This window comes from Deltaproteobacteria bacterium, assembly GCA_016874735.1.
Taxonomy (GTDB): domain Bacteria; phylum Bdellovibrionota_B; class Oligoflexia; order Oligoflexales; family CAIYRB01; genus CAIYRB01.
The window spans coordinates 66,103-85,526 of the sequence record VGTI01000005.1 but is presented as its reverse complement, the minus strand read 5'-3'; the positions used below and the strand labels follow the sequence as shown (position 1 = coordinate 85,526).

Sequence of the window (19,424 nt, the reverse complement as noted above, 5' to 3'; positions counted from 1 at the left end):
TGACGGGATCTATGTTTCAGAGCTTGGCTCCGAGCATGCCCGCATGGCCCCCACAAAGATTGGAGACACGATTCTTATGGATATGCAAAAACTCACACAAAAATCCCAGGAAGCTCTCGTAGCGGCGCAGCGCGAGGCCGTCGAACATGGACACGGCGAGGTGAGCGCGGAGCACCTGTTGCACGCTCTGGTGACGCAGGAGCAGGGGTTGATTCCTCGGTTACTCGAAAAGATGGACATCAATGCCAAGGACGTCGTCCGCGATGTTGAGAGGCTACTGACGCAAAAACCTAGTGTTTCTGGGTCTGGCTACAGTCCTGATCGGATCACCGTGACACAGCAACTGTCGCAAGCCATTATCAGCGCCGAAAAAGAAGCAAAGCGCCTCAAAGATGCTTACGTATCGGTGGAACATCTCTTTCTCGAGTTGATCAACGATAAAGGCAAGGTTGGGCAACTCTTGGCCAACTACGGCCTGAATAAGCAAGGATTTCTGCAGGCTCTCACCGCCGTGCGCGGTAACCAGCGAGTGGAAAGTGCTACGCCTGAGGACACCTACGAGGCTCTGACGCGGTATGGTCGTGATTTGGTGCAAGCTGCCCGTGACGGCAAGTTAGACCCAGTGATTGGACGCGACGAAGAAATTAGGCGCGTCATTCGCATTCTCAGCCGCAAAACTAAAAACAACCCGGTGCTCATCGGTGAGCCAGGGGTAGGCAAGACGGCAATCGTTGAGGGTTTAGCGCACAGAATTGTGCGCGGTGACGTACCCGAGGGACTCAAAGACAAAACCGTCTTTGCTCTCGATATGGGTTCTTTAGTAGCTGGTGCCAAATATCGTGGTGAATTTGAGGAGCGACTCAAAGCTGTGCTCAATGAGGTGAAGCAGGCTGAGGGGCGGACCATCCTCTTCATCGACGAGCTCCACACGATCGTCGGTGCTGGTAAGGCAGAAGGTGCGATGGACGCCGGCAACATGCTAAAGCCCATGCTAGCGCGCGGCGAATTGCACTGCATCGGTGCCACCACTCTGGACGAGTACCGTCAATACATTGAGAAGGACGCCGCTCTTGAACGGCGTTTCCAACCTGTAACGGTGGATCAGCCGACGGTGGAGGACACGGTATCGATCCTGCGTGGTCTAAAAGAGCGCTTCGAGGTGCACCACGGGGTTAAAATTGCCGATAACTCTCTCGTAGCCGCTGCGACTTTGTCGCATCGTTATATCACAGATCGATTCCTGCCCGACAAGGCGATCGACCTTGTGGACGAGGCATGTGCTAAGTTGCGTACGGAGATTGACTCGCTGCCGGCTGAGCTAGACACGGCGCAGCGTCGCGTGATGCGTCTTGAAATTGAGGAGGCTGCACTTAAAAAAGAGAAGGATGCAGCTAGTAAAACGCGTCTGGCGGAACTGCAAAAAGAATTGCAAGACGCGCGCAGCAGTGCTCACGTCATGCGGGCACGCTACCAGACGGAGAAGCAGCACCTTAACAAAGTGTCCGAACTTCGCGAAAAGGTCGAGGAGGCCAAGCGCCTCATCCAGGTCGCCGAGCGTGATTACAACTTGGACCGAGCGGCCGAGCTGCGCCACGGTAAGCTACCTCAGCTGACGGCAGAGCTTGAACGTGAGGAGAAAAAACTCGCAGAAAAAACTGGCGGAGAAAGCCTTCTCAGCGAGGAGGTCACGGCTGACGAAATCGCTGCGATCGTCAGTCAATGGACCGGCATTCCGATGACTAAGCTGGTCGAGGGTGAGCGCGACAAGTTGCTCAATTTGGATAAGCTTCTCCATCAACGCGTGATAGGGCAGGATGTGGCCGTGCAGCACGTGGCTGATGCCGTGATTAGGGCGAGGTCTGGGATCAAAGATCCTAATCGTCCGATCGGCTCCTTTATCTTTCTCGGACCGACCGGGGTAGGTAAGACCGAACTAGCTAAAGCGTTAGCCGAGGCGCTTTTCGATAGTCGTGACGCTGTCGTCAGACTGGATTTGTCGGAGTACATGGAGAAACACTCGGTTTCTCGCCTGATCGGAGCTCCTCCGGGCTACGTAGGATACGAGGAAGGCGGACAACTCACAGAGGCTGTGAGGCGCAAGCCATACTCGGTTGTGCTCTTCGACGAAATTGAGAAAGCTCATGCCGATGTGTTCAATGTGTTGCTGCAGATTCTGGATGATGGTCGAGCGACCGATAACCAAGGTCGTACGGTTAACTTTAAGAATACCATCATCATCATGACCAGTAATATCGGTGCTCAGTATCTGCTAGACGGGATCGATAAACACGGCATGATTGCCGACAAAGCGCAAAAGGCGGTGGAAAGCGCGTTGAAGGCGCATTTTAGGCCGGAGTTTTTAAACCGTGTTGACGACGTCATTTTGTTTAAGCCGCTAACGCAGTCTGAGGTTGAGCACATCGTCGATCTCTTGATCGACAGTCTGAGGCTACGGTTGGCTGATCGCCAAATCAAACTTGAGATGACAGAGGGTGCCAAGGCCTTTGTGGCCAAAGCCGCTTATGATCCGGTCTATGGTGCTCGTCCCCTTAAACGCTACCTACAACGTGAGCTAGAAACTCGCCTTGGTAGACAGCTCATCGCTGGTAGCATTCAAGACGGATCGCGTGTCACTGTCGACGTTAAGGACGGTGCACTTAGCTTAAGTTGCGAGCAGCCTCATTAAAGCTAAAAAGGTCGATGCCCAGTCTGAAGTGTTCAGACTGGGCATCTTTTTTTCCTCCAAAAGAATTTAGATTAGGTCCCTCTACTCACCACGGGCTGCCATGTATTTTTTCAGGCATCCCATTTTCATAAGGGGTAGCAAACGTTGGCTGTCTGACGCATTAAAGTTGATCGTAATCACGTTAACGATGGTCGGCATGCTGTTGATCACTTTCGCTGCTTCGGCTGGATTTTTCGGCGGCTCATTGGCGCCTACATCAGTTTTAGCAACTTCGGTGGTCGCTGCGGGTGCTGCGGCTTTATCACCAGTTGGTGCCGCGGTTGTTCCCGTACCCGGTTCAGTCGCGATGGTGGGCTCGTCAGCAGGTTGCGCAACGGCGTCACCTTGTTTCCACACATGACTAATGTCTACCTTGACATTGACAGTGATCGTCGAGCGGCGTCCTGTGCCAGATTTGTCGCTATTAGCGCCGGAACCAAAGCCTGTCGCATCGAAGATTTCGGTGACAGCTTTGAGGTCGAGGCTAAAGGCAAACGGTAGCAGGCCGCGAAGCATAGGGATGATATGACGCGCAGATTTGGGGTTGTGCGGCATCTTGTTGATCATGTCGTCCACAATCAAGTCAGTTCCTTTGCCGGGAGCCACAACAGGTGGCAGTGGCATAGGTGCCGGTACCGATGTTGGTGCTGGTGCGTTCGTCGTATCGTCGCCTTTGGTGGCGTCAGCTTCACCTGGCTTAGTCACTTGGACGCCAGTTGCTTCCGCAAGAATAATGAGCCCGTTTTGCTCCGCACCGTTATCGAGGCGTTTGCCTACACCGAAGCCCTTGGCCGTATCCAGCGGCTTTTCGGCCATAACATCATTTGGATCGGTGATCGTGGCCAGCCCATAAGTGTGTGCTGACACGTGGGCGATATTGACGGCCAATTGCTTGTCGCTGATGTCAGCCGGGGTGAAAACAAAAGCTATGTCGTTATGGTTGGCGTTACCAACATCGAGTGGGGCCACGCCCAAACCGCTTGGGTCCGAGCAGCCTAGGTCGGCTAAACTGCCACCGACAACGACGGTGGTGTAATCACCGCTAGTAGGTTGAGTCACTGTGACTTTGAGATCAGCTCCGGCATCGGTGTAGTATTTTTGCACCGTGCTTGCGATGACCTCTTGGCTATCTGTCGTCAGTGTGGACGCAGCAATTTGTGCCTTGTCCCCGCAGACTTGAAAGGACTCGCCCTTCGCCGTTCCCTTGGCGACAGTGGCTCCCCCGAAGTTCAGCCAAAGGACTTCGCCCGTGGACGTCGCGGTTGTCGTCGCAGCGCCACTGTCAAGTAAGCCCAACTTTGCTGCAAACAACTGGTCGTAGTAAGCCCTCGGAGGAGCGGTGACGACTTCGTTTCCGCCCGCGGGCGGCCCTTTGCGGACAAGTCCACCGCAACTCGTCAAACCAGTAGCTGTAACCACCGCCACGGCAGCGCGTGAAAGTTTTTGCCAATCGTGCCTCATCTAAATCTCCTCTAGGTAGTGGGTCTAACGAGCCGGCAGCGGTACCGCCGACAAAATCGACTCCGGGGCCTTCGGCAATCATTTGGAAAACCTTTAGAAAATAATTTAAAATTCCATTATTTCATTGACTTGAATCAAGCTCGGGAGAGGCCTGAAGCAGCCGATGGGTACCGTCGTCATGGATTTTCGGCGGATGTCGGAGCGGCAAGAGCCACCAAAACTGGTACAAAGTGTATAGGATTTGTATAATAGAGGTGGGTGTCTGGTGCTTGACCAGAGTCCGGCCAATCATCCCCCCTAGCATTTAGTGACTTTCATGAGTGGTGATAGTTTCAGTGTAAAGGCTATGACGAGACTAACGGGGCTCAACGAGCATACCCTGAGGGCCTGGGAGCGTCGTTATGGTGCCGTCACACCGCGTCGCGGCGATAATGGTCGCCGGGTCTACTCGCGCGAGGACGTCGAGCGGCTGCGTAATATCGCGGCGCTGGTCGAGCGCGGATTCGCCATCGGTCGCATTGCTACCCTCTCGGATCAGGAATTGGCGCAATTATTGGCCGATAATTTGGAGCTGGACCATATTGGTAACGGCGCACCGAAGGCGGAGTCATCGCTAAATCCAGCAGCTAATCGCGTGCCGACGCAGCTGGAGCGGATTCAGGAAGCGCTCCTCCAGTTTGATCTCGCTAAAATTCATGGCACCCTGACTGAGTCACGGTATCTCATGGGCGCGCGCGGTTTTGTTTTAGATTTAGTAACGCCGCTTATGGAGGCGGTAGGGTGGATGACACTGTCTGGTCGGATCACCATCGGTCACGAGCATGCACTCAGCGCGATTGTGCGCGCGCACTTGTCATTTATGCTGCTAGAAATTCCTCGTCGCGAAACTTCAGCTGATGGTGAGAATAATTCTTTTGCCCTGACCACGATGGAAGGTAATTTCCACGAGATCGGTATTTTAGTAGCCAGCGTGCTGTGTGCCTTACGGGGTGTCACCAACTACTTCCTCGGTCCGAATTTGCCGGTCCCGGCACTGACAGAGGCCGTGATCGCACTCAATGCCAGACATATAGTGATAGGCTCAACGTCGCTACCTCCTGGGACCTTGCCTATTACCGAGCATGAATATTTGCAGGAGCTGGACAAGAGACTGCCACCCTTTTGTGAAATCTGGGTGGGTGGTCCCTTGATCGAATTTAAGGAATCTAAGCTCAAGCATAAGTTTAGATTCATCCGTACCCTAGTCGGATTCGATGAGATGGTAGGGACGCTTTGACTCCGTCAACTTGAGCACACCGGATTCTGTGACGACCCAGCCCATGAGCTGATCATGGGGCTCCACCGGTAATTCGGGCAGAAGAAAGTTGTCGGTAGTCACGGCAATGACCTTGGCATCAGATCGCATGAGATACCGATCGAAATAGCCGCCACCATAGCCCAGCCGTACGCCATTGTGTGACACGGCTAGGGACGGAACGAGAATAGCCGTTGCTGCTGTTGGGACTAGCGCCGGGCTATCTGGGATTGGTTCTGGAATGCCGTAAGCACCTATGCGTAGAGGATCGCCGGCAGACCATCGGTAAAAATGCATCCCGTCACTAGATGTCACCGGTAATGCGTATTCAAGGTTGGGTAGCATGGTGGTCACGGGGAGGGGGTCAATTTCCCCACGGACTGGCATGTAGAGAAAAACCGTGGTCACTCTTTGCTCCACCAACCAGGTAGCAAGATGGCGGCATATCATGCGGCTTACGTGGTCGCTTACGTTGCGTGATATCAGCGCGCGCTGTCTGAGGAGAACTTCACGATAGGTTTTTTTTGTAACGTCGATGGAATGGTCCATGGGCAGAGCCTTTCCTGCTAAAGGTCACAAAATAAAAAGGGCCCGCTCGACGCAGCGAGCGGACCCGTTCTTTATACCTCTAGTCTGGAAACTTGGAAAACTAACTTAAGCTCTTACTGGACAGTGACGCTTACGGGTTGGGTGTATTCCCAGCGTCCAGAGATTTCTGAGAATGCACCTAGGCGCATCTGGAATTGTCCAGCTGGTACCCCTTGCAGCTGCAGAGAGTTACCCGAGGAGGCAAACCGATACTGGGGATTAGCCCAGCTACCGTTGGTGAACTCCACTCTGTAGTAAGCGACTTTACTGTCACCCTGCCAGGAGACGGTACCACCGCTGCCAGCGATCGTGCTGCCACTGGCCGGTTGTTGCAGGGAGATATTGCGGCGCGGCGGCGCTGAGACTTTGAAGGACCGAACCTCGGTTGCACCCGAGCTGTTCTCTACCTTCCAGAACCAGGTACCCGGCCACGGATGATTGAAATTATAAGAGCTACCACTGACTGGTACGCGCATGACCACAGGGCTCATGCTGGAGTTGCGTGAGAAGACGATGTAGCCACTGCCACCGTTCCAGGAGAACGTAGCTGGACCTTGAGATTCGTCGTAGGTGATGCTTGAGCCATCAGCAGGCTCAGCCAAACTGATGGGACCACTGCTAGCTGAGAAGCTACGCTGAACCCTGGGTGCTGCCGCTTGTGCGGGAGCTGGAGCCGCTTGTGCCGGAGCAGCAGGTGCAGCTGCCGCTGCTACAGGAGCTTCAGGTTTCGCTTTTTCTTCGGTCTTAGTGTCACTCGCTGTTGCTTCCGCTGGGTCTTCGGCATCGTCGGCGCCGCCTTCGGCATCGGTTTCGCTGGCGACATCTTCTCCAGTCGATTCCGTGTCGTCACCGCTCATGTACATAAACAGTGCAACGCAAATGACTAGGAACAATACGCCACCAAGTACAATCGACTTGGTTTTATTACTGCTCGAGAATCCACCTTCTTTAAAGATCTGTGAGACCGCATTGGTGTTGGTCCCAAAGTTGCTGGTGAACTCCCCTTTCAAGTCCGCCGTGAAAGGGTTCGACTGCGGTGTCGATTGGGATGAGAACGAGTCGTTCATCCCCGTGTTGCTGTTCGGTGCTTCGTTCATTGCTCTAGTCTCCATGATCGAGGTACTGGATATAAGAAAACGATAAATCGTTTACTTAGACTTCTACGTCGTGGGATCGACATGTGGTGTGCAAACTTTAGTCGTAGTGGCGAAGGCGTATCAGGAGAGCGGCGCTAGATGCTGTTTTTATTATAAAGTTTCTTCCGTCCGCGTGGCAACAGGTGACCGCTTTGGAAGCCACCCAGAGTTGCATCTCGGAGATAAAATGCTTTGTGATTTGAGCAAGTTTTAGACCTAAAGATAACCATCACGGCAAATCAGGATAAATCCTTCTCCGGCCGTGATGATCTTTCGAGCAAATAATTTAAGCAGTTTTCAGGGTAGCGCGTCCCACAGCTTGGTTGATTTCTTTCAAAACTTCTTTACCTTCGCGGTTCATAATCAGGATCTTAAGCGTCTGTAACTGCAGCTCGACTTGCTCGCATTCCGAGCACACGTAGCCTTGCATACCATGTGAAGTCCACATCAACATGTTGCCACCGCATTCAGCACAGTGACCTCGATGATTTGCTCTCTCCGCTTCATCGGCTCTGGCTTTCTCCTGAGAGCGGATTTGGTCAATTAATTCAGAATCTAACTTGTGAAAGTATTCTTCTTCGTTAGCTCTGAAATCTTCCCGAGGATGCTTTGCTGACATAGGACCTCCTATCAGCGAGGTTAAACCTGCTATCCTCTAGTAAGGGGTCTATCGTCAGTTTTAAAAAAAACTTTCGTACTTTCTTTATAAATAAGTAGTTACAGTAGGTTACGATTCAGTCGCGCCCCGGCTCTGGGGCCGTGTGACTGCCGATTTGTGCGATTTGGACCACCCTAAACAGGAAACTATTTGTTCGGGCACCAGCCGGTTTTGAGACGGAGAGCGTTACCCACGACAAAAAGACTCGATAGACCCATAGCTGCACCAGCGAGCATAGGGGACAGGCGACCTAACGCTGCAGCAGGGATCAAGATGGCATTATAGGCAAAAGCCCAAAATAGATTTTCTTTGATGTTGCGGAAAGTCGCACGTGAGAGTTGCATGGCTTCGGTGATCTTAGTGACGGCGTTGTCGCGGATAATGACTCCAGCGACGGCCACGGCGGCTTCTGCTCCACTGCCCATCGCTAGACCGACGTCCGCTACCGCTAGGGCCGGCGCGTCGTTGATACCATCGCCTGCCATGGCAACGACGCGGCCTCCTGCTCGTAAGTCTTGAACGAGTGTTGCCTTGTCTTTAGGAGTCAAGGGAGCATGGAATGGAATATCGCCGACAGAGCGCGCAATCGCCGCGACTATATCGGCGCGATCTCCGCTAGCAATGATGCTCCTTACACCCAATCGCTTAAGCTGAGCGATCGCAGACGCCGCGTCAGGACGCAGATGATCTTTTATGGCAAACACGGCGAGCACAGATTTTTCATCACTTAATGCCACGGCATTGCTGAGATCGTTAGGACTCAGCAACGATTTGCTGTGCTGATAGTTATCGAAAGATTTGCAATGGTCCAGCGATCCAATCGTGAGATTACCGATACCGATGAATTTACCTGTCACACCGTAACCAGGTCGCTCCGTGACGTCTTGAGCGGCTAGGGACTTTTTCGATGAAAGTTCTGTATCGATAAAGCGCACCACTGCGGCAGCTACAGGATGTAGCGATCCTATCTCAAGAGCACGTGCCGCACTGAGAATCGTCGTCCGTGGGATGGACTGCATTACGATATGACAGCCGTCAACTTCCATTTGCCCAGTAGTCAACGTACCAGTCTTGTCGAATACCAAAGTGTCGACTTTGTGGAGCGTCTGTAGGCTCATAGCATCACGGATTAGGATGCCATGCTTAGCCGCTATGCCGGTCGCCGCCATGATAGCAACAGGAGTGGCTAAACCAAGCGTGCACGGACAGGCAACGACCAGCACGGCGACCGCTGGGCTTAGGCCGAGAGTGGCACTGCCCGTGACCACGGTCCATGCTAACCAGGTGAAGAGTGCGGTCAGCATCGCTGCTGGTACGAACCAAGAGGCAACTTGATCTGCGAGCCGCTGGATGGGGGCCTTACTATTTTGCGCAGCCTCAACGACCCCTACTATCCGCGCCAACTCCGTGTCGCTGCCCACACCAATTGCCTTGATGACTATGGGCCCAGATAGATTCAAGGTGCCCGCCATCACCTGTGTGCCCGGCTCAACTTTTGTAGGGATACTCTCTCCAGTCATCATGGCCGCGTTAACTGTGGAGTCACCACGCTCGCATACGCCATCAACGGGAATACGCTCACCGACACGTACTAACACAAAGTCGCCAGATTTTAGGAGAGCTGCAGCGACTGGAGTCACCGTTTCCTCACCATGAACATCGCACTGCCAAAGCTGGGCAGTTTCGGGTCGTAACTTGGCAAGCTGGCGCAAAGCCGTCGAGATTTGTTGCCGTGCTCTCTCCTCCAGAAACTTACCAAGCAGTACGAAGGCGATGATCACAGCGACGGACTCGTAGTAATAATGCGCATGACCGTCTAATTGGAGATAAACCGAATAGCAAAAGGCGACGCCAGTGCCCATGCTAACCAATGTGTCCATGCCCAAAGATCGCAGTCGGAGCTGCTTCGATGCGCGCAGGAAAAACCCACGCCCCGGCCCGACCATCAGCGCCAATGTCAACACAGCCTGCATATAAGCAGAACCTGGAAATGGCGGGAATATCATGGCTAATATAAAAACTGGTAGCGCTAGAGCAGCGGCTAGGGCCGCCATCCTCTTGGCCTCGTTGAGTTCACGTTGCTCGCGCTCTTCTAATTTATCTAAATGACCTGAGAGGTTAGCTTTATAACCAAGCGACCGGATCAATGCCGCTATCTCAGATGCCCGTGCGCTTGTGGTGACTACGGCGGTTTTGGTGGCGAAATTGACGGTAGCTGCGTTAACACGGAGGTCGGCTTGTAAGCCTTTTTCGATCCGTGCCGCACAACTCGTGCAGCTCATACCCTCAATGTCGAGCTGGAAGGAATTAAGGCCGTCGTCGCTCATACAGATCCCCCCTATCGGCTGCCTATCAACTTACGAGCTTAAATGTAATCCTGAAGTATTTGATTAAGATGAGTTTGGCCCCAAGACAGCTCTAACTCCAAAATAAATACTGGCACCCCCGTGTCTTTAAAGATCGCGGGGTCGCGCCAGTAGTCTTTAGCCGTGGTGAACAACGATCTGTGACTTACCGCTAGCTTGATCAGAGCCTCTTTAGGTATGGGTTGGTGGTCCTTAAGACTGAGGCTCTCACCGATTTTTAAACCCAAAGATGCAACGGCATCCCTAAGTTGTTGCGGTGCAGCTATGCCGCTGACTAAGGCTGCTGGAGTATGTAATTGGGGATCAAAGGGCACCTGACCACTCACACTCACGGTCGGTGCGCTCGTGATCATGCGCGTCTTCAATATGGGCGTGCCACGTCGGACTTGTGACTGAACTTTAGTCACCTGCATGGCGCTAGGAGCGGTTTCACTGCTCCGCGTAAATATGACGAGATCGGCCCGTCTAAGACCTTGGGCTGACTCGCGCGCTAGACCCAAGGGCAAGAGAGCGGGTAGGGGATGCGACGCGTCTAGGAGGACGATATCGAGATCACGCTCAAGCCTTAAGTGCTGAAAGCCGTCATCGAGGAGCCAATGTGTGGGCTGATAGTTTGGGAACTCGCGGAGAAAAATTGCGGCAGCGCGCACCCGGTCGGGACCTGCGATCACCGGCACTTCAGGTAGTTTTGCCGATTGCATGCGCGCTTCATCTGGGATCAAGGTGGTGTTTGAGGCTGGGCGCACGACCTGTCCAGAGCGCAGTACCAAACAATCCCCGGATTTGATAGGAGCACCGTAGCCTCGCGTGAGGATAGCTGGGCGAGCCCCTCGACCCAATAGTAGCTGCGCCATAGCCATAGTAACCGGGGATTTGCCAGTGCCGCCGACTGCTATGTTGCCGATAGACCAGGTTTTACCCGGCAACCGCGTACGCTTACCTAGACCCAGACGGTAGTAGAGCGCTCTGCAACCCACCGCAGCACGGAATATGAGACTTAGAGCCCACAGCAGCGGCAGCAGGATGGGTCTCAATCTAAACCTCCGCTCGCCGTCACATAGTCGCGGTAGCGTTGTTGGCGCAACAGCTCATCGTGGGAACCGACCATCGTCACGTGGCCGCCTTCGACAAACCAAACTTGATCGAAGGCACCAAGCCAGGTTAACCGATGAGTCACCGCAAGGAGGACGCGGTGGTCGCGTCGCGAGGCTTCGATGAGGCGCACGGTGATATCACGTTCACTCCGAGGGTCTACAGCTGCCGTCGCTTCGTCCAGTAACCACAAGGGGCGTCGTCTGAGTATAGCTCTGGCAATCACTAGGCGCTGGAGTTGTCCTCCAGAAATATTACTACCTATAGCTCTGAGCCTAGTCGTTAATCCATCCGGCCATGACTTGACTTCAGCCTCTATATTGACTGTGGCTAGCGCCTCCCAGATCGCGGGATCGGACGGGATCTCTTCCGGCTCAAGTCCGTAGATCAGGTTTTCTTTTAGGGTGTCATCGAATAGGAAAGGATCTTGGCTCACCATCGACACTTGGCTGGCAAAGTCGCTCCAGCGGCAATCGGCATCCCAACTGATGGGATGCGCCAGTCCTGACAAGGTTTTTAGTAAGGTAGATTTACCCGACCCACTAGGTCCGATGATCGCGACCGAGCGACCTGAGGTAAGCTCGAGGCCGCTGGCCTCGAAGCGACACTTCCCGTCCATGCCGGCTTTGATTGCTTTGAGTTTGATATTGGCGCTTAGTGGGCGCTTTTTGTTATCAGTAGCAGGGTCTGTTTCCTGCTCATGCTGGGCGTTGGCGATCATGGCTTCGAAGACGTTGACACTGCTAGCTAGAGCACCTCTGGTCTCATGATATCTGGCAAGTTGCTCGCCTATTTCTCTTAGGGGGCGCAAAAGTAGACCTAAGGCCACGAAAAACTGCAGCATCAGATCGGGTGTGAATTTACCTAGGTAGCCGTGACCTATGGCGTAGACCGCGCTAGCAAAAACACTAAACCCAAAAAATTCAAGCACCGGTGCAAATGCGGATCGCACCATGATCGAGCGGCGGATCATATGGTAATACGCACGGCTCACAGTGCGAAAACTGGCAGTCTCTACGGCCTCACCTTGCTGCGACCTGATGAAATCAAAGCGTGAGCGAAAATCAAGCAGCGACGCTGCAATTCTGGCGAGCTCGCGTTGGTAGATCTCGGCAAATTTAGCAATCCTCTTACCTGTACGTCCCATACCGAAGGCAATCAAAGGCGAAAGCACGCCGAGAACTAAGGCAGATGGCCAGTGAACGATACTCAAGATGACAAAACACCCACCGACGGCGACGCTGTCGCGGACCAAACTCGTCAAAATGTCGGTGAATCTACTTTGTAGTAGCATGACGTCGTTCATGATGAGGGACATCCATGCGCCTGCAGGTCTTTTGCAAATCTCAACGAACGGTAGTCCCAACAACGCACTGAATAGCCGTTCACGGTAATTTTTGGCCAAGTAGAGGGCTAAGCCTTGCTGATTCAATTGATAGAGGTAGCTGGCCAGAGCCTTAGTCAAACCCGCTAGGAGAATAGACGTGGGTACGACAACGGTGAGCGATTCGGTTGCGATGGTTATGTCTTTGAGTTGCGGAAACCAGGCTGCCGATTTCTCCGGTAGTAACTCAACCAGGGTGAATTGGCTAATGCCTTGGGATTGAAAAAGTGCCTTGATAAAGCCCTTTACCAAAAGTAACAGGAGTGCCTGTGAGGCCGACAGTATCAGAAGAGAAGCGCCGATCCCGACGATCCTATGACGCTGCGCGGCCAGTGGCTGCAAAAACAGCTCGCGAACAAGTTGGCGATGTTTCATGCAGGTTTAACCACAGCCTTCGGTATCTCGGGAAACCGCGGGGCTATGATATCTGCCGCATTTTGCGCCGCCATTCCCTGTAATTTGTTACGAATGTCCTCAAAGAGGAAACGCATCTCTTGATTGCGCTCACTATTGGTGAGCAGGGAGCTCACGCTAGCTGCGACGTCATGAATGGAGAATTCCTGAATAAACTCCGCGACGACACGCCTGCCCGCTATGAGGTTGACGAGGCTGACGTATGGCAGATGTACCATCCGCCGGGCAATTTCATAGGATAGCGAGCTCATGGTGTAAACCACCACCATCGGTGTGCCGAGCAGAGCGCACTCTAGCGTCGCTGTACCCGAGGCTACGACGGCTGCATCAGCAATAGCCATGATTTCTAAACTCATGCCACGTACGAAGCGAATGTTTTCCAGTTGCCACGATTCTACTTGGATATCGCCACCTGACTTAACGGGCGCTAAGTTTAACTCTTGCCCCATATACGACCTGACGACGTCAGCCACCAGAGGCATCGGGATATTAGGTGCCACCGGGATGACGAAAAGTGCGTCGGGTAATTGCGCCTTCAAGGTCTGATGCAAGCGCAGAATTGTCGGTAGATTGAGTAAAATTTCTGAATTCCGACTACCTGGTAGACAAGCCAGGATCTTCTTGTGAGCGGCGACACCAAAACTGTCGCGGCGCACGACGACCTTACTGATACGGTCCTTAAGTGGCGAACCGACATATTGGTAATTCACGCCCCGAGTTCGGAAGAACTCCTCCTCGAACGGCAGTATTCCCAACACCGTATCGACGTCGCGCTGTAGTTTTTCCACGCGATTGGCGCCCCATGCCCAGAGCTTGGGCGCGACGTATTGAAATACGGGTATCCGTCGCATCGTCAGTTGCTCAGCAAGCCTGAGATTAAAGCCTGGATTGTCAATCAAGACGGCAAAACTGGGGTGCATGCGATCGACGTAGGCTAAGATGCGTGATTCCAGCATCCTGAGTTGACCGATTTTTGCGAGGACTTCGCCGACTCCCATGACGCTCAGTTCTGCGATGGACGCAATGGGGCTGACCTTGGCCTTGGTCATTGCGGCGCCAGCAATACCAAAAGCTTGATGCCTCGGCAGTCGCTCGCGCAGGGCTGCCACGAGATCGGCGCCTAATAAGTCGCCAGAGTGCTCACCAGCTGCGATCAAATAGGTTTGGGTTCTATGACTCAGCGGCAGACTCCTCGTTCACTACTGCGCAAGAACTCCACAAAAATACGACGCTCTTCAGAACTATCGATGTCCGTTTCAATTTTTTTGATGGCGTCGTCGACAGTGAGGTTTTCACTGTAAAGCATCCTGTACATGGCCTTTAAATCACGCAGAGACTCAGCGGAGTAACCGGCGCGTCTCAGCCCTACGACATTAAGGCCAACTGGGGCTGCACGATCCCCCTGCACCATGCAGTACGGCGGCACATCTTGCACAACCATACTACCACCACCGATCATCACCCTTGTGCCAATACGACAAAATTGGTGAACAGCGGAGTGTCCTCCCACGAAGGCGCGGTCCTGGATGATCACGTGTCCACCAAGGGACACACCATTCACGAGCACGATGTTGTCGCCGATCTGACAATCATGCGCCACATGGGTGTAAACCATCAGCAGATTACGCCGACCGATCTTCGTGATACCACCGCCCGACTCGGAACCAATAGAGATGTTGGCATATTGCCGGATGGAATTTTCCTCGCCGACGATGAGTTCAGCGTCCTCGCCATGAAACTTTAAATCTTGTGGTACTACGCCGATTGTGGCGAATTGATAGATAACGCTGCGCGCACCGATGGTCGTGCGATTTTCAATGGTAACGTGCGAGGCAAGCTTCACGTTATCGCCTAATTGCACCTTGGGGCCAACGAAGCAAAAGGGACCGATCTCAACCCCACGACCTAGCTGCGCTCCCGGAGCCACCACGGCTGTTGGGTGTATAACCACCGGAGCATTTAGATCCGAGACCGGTATATCGAATAAGCTATTGTCTTTTTCCAACTTCGCACCCCAAGGGCAGTGTCACGACGACGGACACTCGTTGTGACTATTTGATGAATGCCGATAACTTGACCTCGACTACTGGTTGGCCATCAACAAGACATTTGGCCTCAAACCAGAAGAACGGAGCGCGCCGTTTAGTGACGCGGACATCATAGGTAACGACATCACCGGGGACTACGGGGCGGCGAAACCGCGCATGAGTCACCTCGGTCAGGAGGCATTGACTGAGGCCTCCATCGACATAGAGGTGGCCCAAAATGCCAGCTGCTTGGGCTATGCCCTCGATCAGCAAGACTCCTGGCACCACAGGGTTGCCCGGAAAATGTCCGGCCAGAAAAGGGTCTGACACCGATACGTTTTTAACGGCTAAAATCCGCTCATCGGGCACCAACTCTAGGACGCGGTCGACCAGCAGAAAAGGATAGCGATGGGGAATACACTTCTCGATGGCCTTAATGTCCATCGGCATGGGTGGAACTTCAACGTTCATGACCTAAGCCTCAACGGCGCCCCCCAGGGGGCGCATATAGTTATTTCTTTTTCTCTGCCTCTGGTTTGTCAGTTGCGGGCTTGCTCGCGGGCAGCTTGCCGTACTCACTGATAACCTCTTGGGTGAGATCAACTGGACTGTCCAGATAAAGTAGACCGGCGCTATTAGTTTCAAAGACTCCGGTGAGCTTTTTGCCCTTGGCGATTCTGTCAACCAGCTGAGCAACCTTCATGGCAATTTGCTGGGTCGCTTTTTGCTCTTTGCGCTTAATGTTTGCCTGAAACTCCATCTCCGCATTGCGCAGCGTCATAAACTTTTCCTGAAATTCCTGCTGCTTCTTCATGCGAGCATCTTCACTCAATAATGCCGCTTGATTCTTCCACTCGTTATTGAGCTTATCTAGCTCCTCTTTTTGTTTTCCGAGCTCGCTCTCTTTAGCCTTGATTTCGGCTTCAAGCTGGGCCCGGGCGGTCTTGCCCTCTTCGACGGTGAGGATAACCTGCTGCATGTCGACAACGCCGAACTTGACGCTGCCAGTGTCGGCCAATGCAGGGAGCGCATGGCCGCTGAGTGCCATGCCAACCGTCATACCAACTGCCATACCAATCGTCATTTTACCTGCAAGTGCCTTGAATGCTTTATTTAACTTCATAAATATCCTCCCGAGGAATCAGTATCCAATATAGAAGATGATTTGCATATCACCCAGTTTGCCATCTTGGATCGGATATGCCCATTCAAACCGAAAGGGGGCAATCGGTGTGATCCAACGGAACCCAAAGCCGACGTCTTGGTACATGCCATTAAGACTCAGCGGTTCACTGTCGTCATAAACACGTCCGATGTCGGTGAAGACTAGGGACTTGATGCCAGCCTCTGGAATAAGCGGCATAAAGTACTCGGCCTGGAAGACCAGCTTTTTGTCGCCACCCTTGTTGATCAGTGTGCGGCTGCCACCAGGTGATTGGAGGAGCGAAAACCTCGGGCCGATATCGAAGTAATCCCATCCCCGCATATCGTTAAATCCACCAAGACGGTAGCGATCTGCAAATGGGACGGGTGCCCCAAGGAGAGGGTAGATATAGGACACAAGTCCATGGAGTTTAAAGTAGGTCCGGTAGCTGTCGGTAAAATCAACCGGGAGATAGGCCGTGGCATCTGCCGAGGACTCCATGTAGCTCCAATCACCGCGCAGCAGGGGACCGCCGGTGAAATTTTGGCTGAGCGACACGTCTGATCCGGAGGTTGGGTCTAAATAGTTGTCCACATCTAGGCGCAGCAAGCTGAAGATCATGCTCGATACCACGCCTTGTTGGAGGAAGGCCGGCAACACATAGCTGTCTTGCTGATCACGCGTGATTTTTTGCAATTTATAAGTAGCGCGGGCCCGCACCAGCTCAAAGATTTGCCTGCCGACAAATACCGCGCCGCCGACGCGCCGCTCCTTGACCTGGCTTTCGTCTAGGTACCTTACCTGTGAGTTGCTGAAGAAGAGGTTGGTACCAGCACTCCACACACTATCGTTGACGTATGGGTCGGAGAACCCAAGATCAAGCGAGTAGTTATCCTGCCCGTTCCACTTGCCAGTGGCATTCGTCGCCCAGCCCTTACCGGACTGATTTTTTTCGTCATAGCGCCCCTGGCCGAACAACTGCGATCCAACCTGGCCGGTTGATGAGTTCGGCGTGTAGCCGACAGCGGCTTGCAATTGACCCGTGGGTTTCTCTTTGACTTTAATTTTTAGGTTGAGGAGATTTTGCTGCTCCTCGTCTCGCTCTTTGATGACCTGTACTTCTTCAAAAAAACCTAAACGACTGACATTGGCACGCGAGGTGTTGAGTTTAGTGCCACTGTAGAGCTCGCTATCAGCGACTTTAAGCTCACGTCTGATCACGTTATCGCGCGTCTTCGTATTGCCCGTAATCGTCATCTTGCCAAAGTAAATCTTCTCACCTTTGGAGATTTCGTAATTAAGGTGTACCAGACGCTTATCGCGATCAAAGGTCGTGCGTGGGTTGACGTCAGCATAGGCATATCCAAGGTCGCCGTACTTATCGCTCAGCGTCTCGATGTCTTTAGCAAACTTAGAATACCGAAATAACTCCCCTGGGTGGAGTTTCATCGCCGCGGTCAGCTCATCTTTGGTAAATAGCAAATCGCCGCTGACGTCGATCGAACCAACACTATATTGCAGTCCCTCTTCAACCTGAAAGGTCAGGCGGACGAAATCGCGATCGGCATCGAGGAATTGGAAGGGCTTAGACGTTTTTACCTCGGCAAAACCCTGATCACGATAGATGTATGCGAGATACTCTAGGTCACGCTTGACCATCTCCTCTTGATAGAGGGACGAAGAGCCCAATGCCGAAGCGCGGGTATATGGACGTGAGGCCATGCCAGGAGTGCCGCTAATCAGTTCATTGACGGAAAAGTAATGAGCGCCGAGAATTTCCACACTGCCGACAAGTAGCTTGCCACCCTCGTCGACGTGAAAGGTAAGCCCCACGTCGTTGGTCCCTTTAGGGTCCAGAGTGTAGGTGACGCGCGCAAGGTAGTAGCCCTTTTCTGCGTACTGCTTCTCAATCATCCTGACGTCAGCGGTGATCGTTGCCTCATTGACGATGGTGTATAGCTTGGTTTCGAGCTTATCTTTGATGTTGTCGTCGGAAACCTCTTTGTTGCCCTCGTAAGATATACTTGTGATTGCGGGCTTTTCCTTGACGTCGATGACAAGGATAATGCCACCGCTGCTACCTGGCTTTTGCAGAAAGCGCACACTGGAAAAGTAACCGAGGTCAAATAAGGTGCGAATGTCTGCCTGCACCGTCTGACGATTCAGGGCAGCCCCCTTGTGCGTCTTGAGCAGGCCAATAACAGCGTCGCTCTCGACCTTGGCATTCCCCTTGATCTGGACGTCCTCGATGATCGGGCCGTTGGCGACGGCGGTGGGCCGTGCATCGCTTGCTAAAACCTGTGCCGGGGCAGTGGTCGATGCTCCAGTGAGTGTCAGGACTGTCCCACAAAACGCCAAGGCCGCCAGTGTATGTAAACAATACATTGCTTGATGATTACATCTCACGAGTAACCACCTCCCTCAACCACACGTCCGTCTTCCATGACAACTTGAGCTGGGAGGCGCCTCGCCAGATCCAAATCATGAGTCACTAGGATCATGGTCACCTTATTGGCTACACAAACATTAATTAGCAGCTCTTGAATCTCACGACTGGTCTTTTGATCCAAGTTGCCCGTGGGCTCGTCAGCTAAAAGAATAGGGGGAGCCATGATCAAAGCTCTCGCAATCGCTACGCGTTGCTGCTCACCACCAGACAATTCACCCGGGCGATGCTGTAGCCTTGCACCGAGGCCGACTGCGGTCAAAAGCTTCGCAGCTCGCTCGGCCACGGCTGGTTTTGGAGCACCGGCGATGAGTCCAGGGAGCATGACGTTTTCAAGGGCAGAAAACTCTGCCAGCAGATTGTTCATCTGAAAGACAAATCCCACCGAGCCATTACGAAACTCGGAAGCGGCCTGATCGCTCATGCCTGATACATCGGTCCCGTTGAGGATCACCTGACCGGAAGTCGGTCTGTCCAGAGTGCCAATGATATGGAGCAGCGTACTTTTGCCAGCTCCTGATTTGCCGATGACAGCCACGACGCTGCCGTGGGGTATGCGCAGATCGACCCCACGCAGAGCCTCAACTTGCTCGTTACCAATTTTGTAAACTTTACGCACGTCGCGCAGCTCGACGCTGTAATTACCAACGTTGGCCGCGCCGTGCTCTATATTCTGATGTTGTTCAGAC

The 19,424-nt window shown here is 53.2% G+C and carries 15 protein-coding genes; 2 read left to right on the top strand and 13 right to left on the bottom strand.

The genetic code is table 11. From position 1 onward, the window contains the following. Positions 1-76 precede the first annotated feature (76 nt). Entirely contained in the window at positions 77-2,686 is a 2,610-nt protein-coding gene (gene clpB / locus FJ146_05125) for an ATP-dependent chaperone ClpB (protein MBM4251330.1), read from the top strand. An 81-nt stretch (positions 2,687-2,767) separates the two neighbouring features. Here the strand turns inward: clpB and FJ146_05120 are convergent, their stop codons facing one another. Next, complete coding sequence (locus tag FJ146_05120; GenBank protein MBM4251329.1) at positions 2,768-4,186, bottom strand: hypothetical protein; 1,419 nt, start codon at positions 4,184-4,186, stop codon at positions 2,768-2,770. A 316-nt stretch (positions 4,187-4,502) separates the two neighbouring features. On the opposite strand from FJ146_05120, the gene FJ146_05115 reads away from it, so the two are divergent. Further along, complete coding sequence (locus FJ146_05115) at positions 4,503-5,462, top strand: MerR family transcriptional regulator (GenBank protein ID MBM4251328.1); 960 nt, start codon at positions 4,503-4,505, stop codon at positions 5,460-5,462. Here FJ146_05115 and FJ146_05110 read toward each other — a convergent pair. The 12 genes from FJ146_05110 to FJ146_05055 form a co-directional block, all read right to left on the bottom strand. After that, entirely contained in the window at positions 5,427-6,029 is a 603-nt protein-coding gene (locus FJ146_05110; GenBank protein ID MBM4251327.1) for a 5-formyltetrahydrofolate cyclo-ligase, read from the bottom strand. The two genes, FJ146_05115 and FJ146_05110, sit on opposite strands and share 36 nt — an antisense overlap. A 113-nt stretch (positions 6,030-6,142) precedes the next feature. Further along, a complete protein-coding gene (locus FJ146_05105) occupies positions 6,143-7,165 on the bottom strand; it encodes a hypothetical protein (protein ID MBM4251326.1) in 1,023 nt (340 codons plus the stop codon). A 325-nt stretch (positions 7,166-7,490) separates the two neighbouring features. Then, on the bottom strand, positions 7,491-7,823 hold the full coding sequence (locus tag FJ146_05100; GenBank protein MBM4251325.1) for a hypothetical protein: 333 nt from the start codon (positions 7,821-7,823) through the stop codon (positions 7,491-7,493). A gap of 185 nt (positions 7,824-8,008) precedes the next feature. Next, positions 8,009-10,189, bottom strand: coding sequence for a cation-translocating P-type ATPase (locus FJ146_05095; GenBank protein ID MBM4251324.1), 2,181 nt, complete (start codon positions 10,187-10,189; stop codon positions 8,009-8,011). A gap of 38 nt (positions 10,190-10,227) precedes the next feature. Then, on the bottom strand, positions 10,228-11,262 hold the full coding sequence (lpxK, locus tag FJ146_05090) for a tetraacyldisaccharide 4'-kinase (protein ID MBM4251323.1): 1,035 nt from the start codon (positions 11,260-11,262) through the stop codon (positions 10,228-10,230). Further along, positions 11,259-13,079, bottom strand: coding sequence for an ABC transporter ATP-binding protein (locus FJ146_05085; protein ID MBM4251322.1), 1,821 nt, complete (start codon positions 13,077-13,079; stop codon positions 11,259-11,261). The genes lpxK and FJ146_05085 overlap by 4 nt, the downstream gene beginning before the upstream one ends. After that, positions 13,076-14,305: a lipid-A-disaccharide synthase gene (gene lpxB / locus FJ146_05080; GenBank protein ID MBM4251321.1), complete on the bottom strand. Its 1,230-nt coding sequence runs from the start codon at positions 14,303-14,305 to the stop codon at positions 13,076-13,078. Before lpxB ends, FJ146_05085 begins: the two co-directional genes overlap by 4 nt. Then, a complete protein-coding gene (gene lpxA / locus FJ146_05075; GenBank protein MBM4251320.1) occupies positions 14,296-15,069 on the bottom strand; it encodes an acyl-ACP--UDP-N-acetylglucosamine O-acyltransferase in 774 nt (257 codons plus the stop codon). Before lpxA ends, lpxB begins: the two co-directional genes overlap by 10 nt. Before the next feature lie 100 nt (positions 15,070-15,169). Beyond that, positions 15,170-15,595 (bottom strand): beta-hydroxyacyl-ACP dehydratase, encoded by a 426-nt coding sequence (locus tag FJ146_05070; GenBank protein ID MBM4251319.1) that lies wholly within the window; start codon positions 15,593-15,595, stop codon positions 15,170-15,172. Between the two features lie 61 nt (positions 15,596-15,656). Continuing rightward, positions 15,657-16,268, bottom strand: coding sequence for an OmpH family outer membrane protein (locus tag FJ146_05065; GenBank protein ID MBM4251318.1), 612 nt, complete (start codon positions 16,266-16,268; stop codon positions 15,657-15,659). A gap of 18 nt (positions 16,269-16,286) precedes the next feature. Next, complete coding sequence (gene bamA / locus FJ146_05060) at positions 16,287-18,695, bottom strand: outer membrane protein assembly factor BamA (GenBank protein MBM4251317.1); 2,409 nt, start codon at positions 18,693-18,695, stop codon at positions 16,287-16,289. After that, positions 18,692-19,405, bottom strand: a complete 714-nt coding sequence (locus tag FJ146_05055; GenBank protein MBM4251316.1) for an ABC transporter ATP-binding protein — start codon at positions 19,403-19,405, stop codon at positions 18,692-18,694. The genes bamA and FJ146_05055 overlap by 4 nt, the downstream gene beginning before the upstream one ends. Between the last annotated feature and the right edge of the window lie 19 nt (positions 19,406-19,424).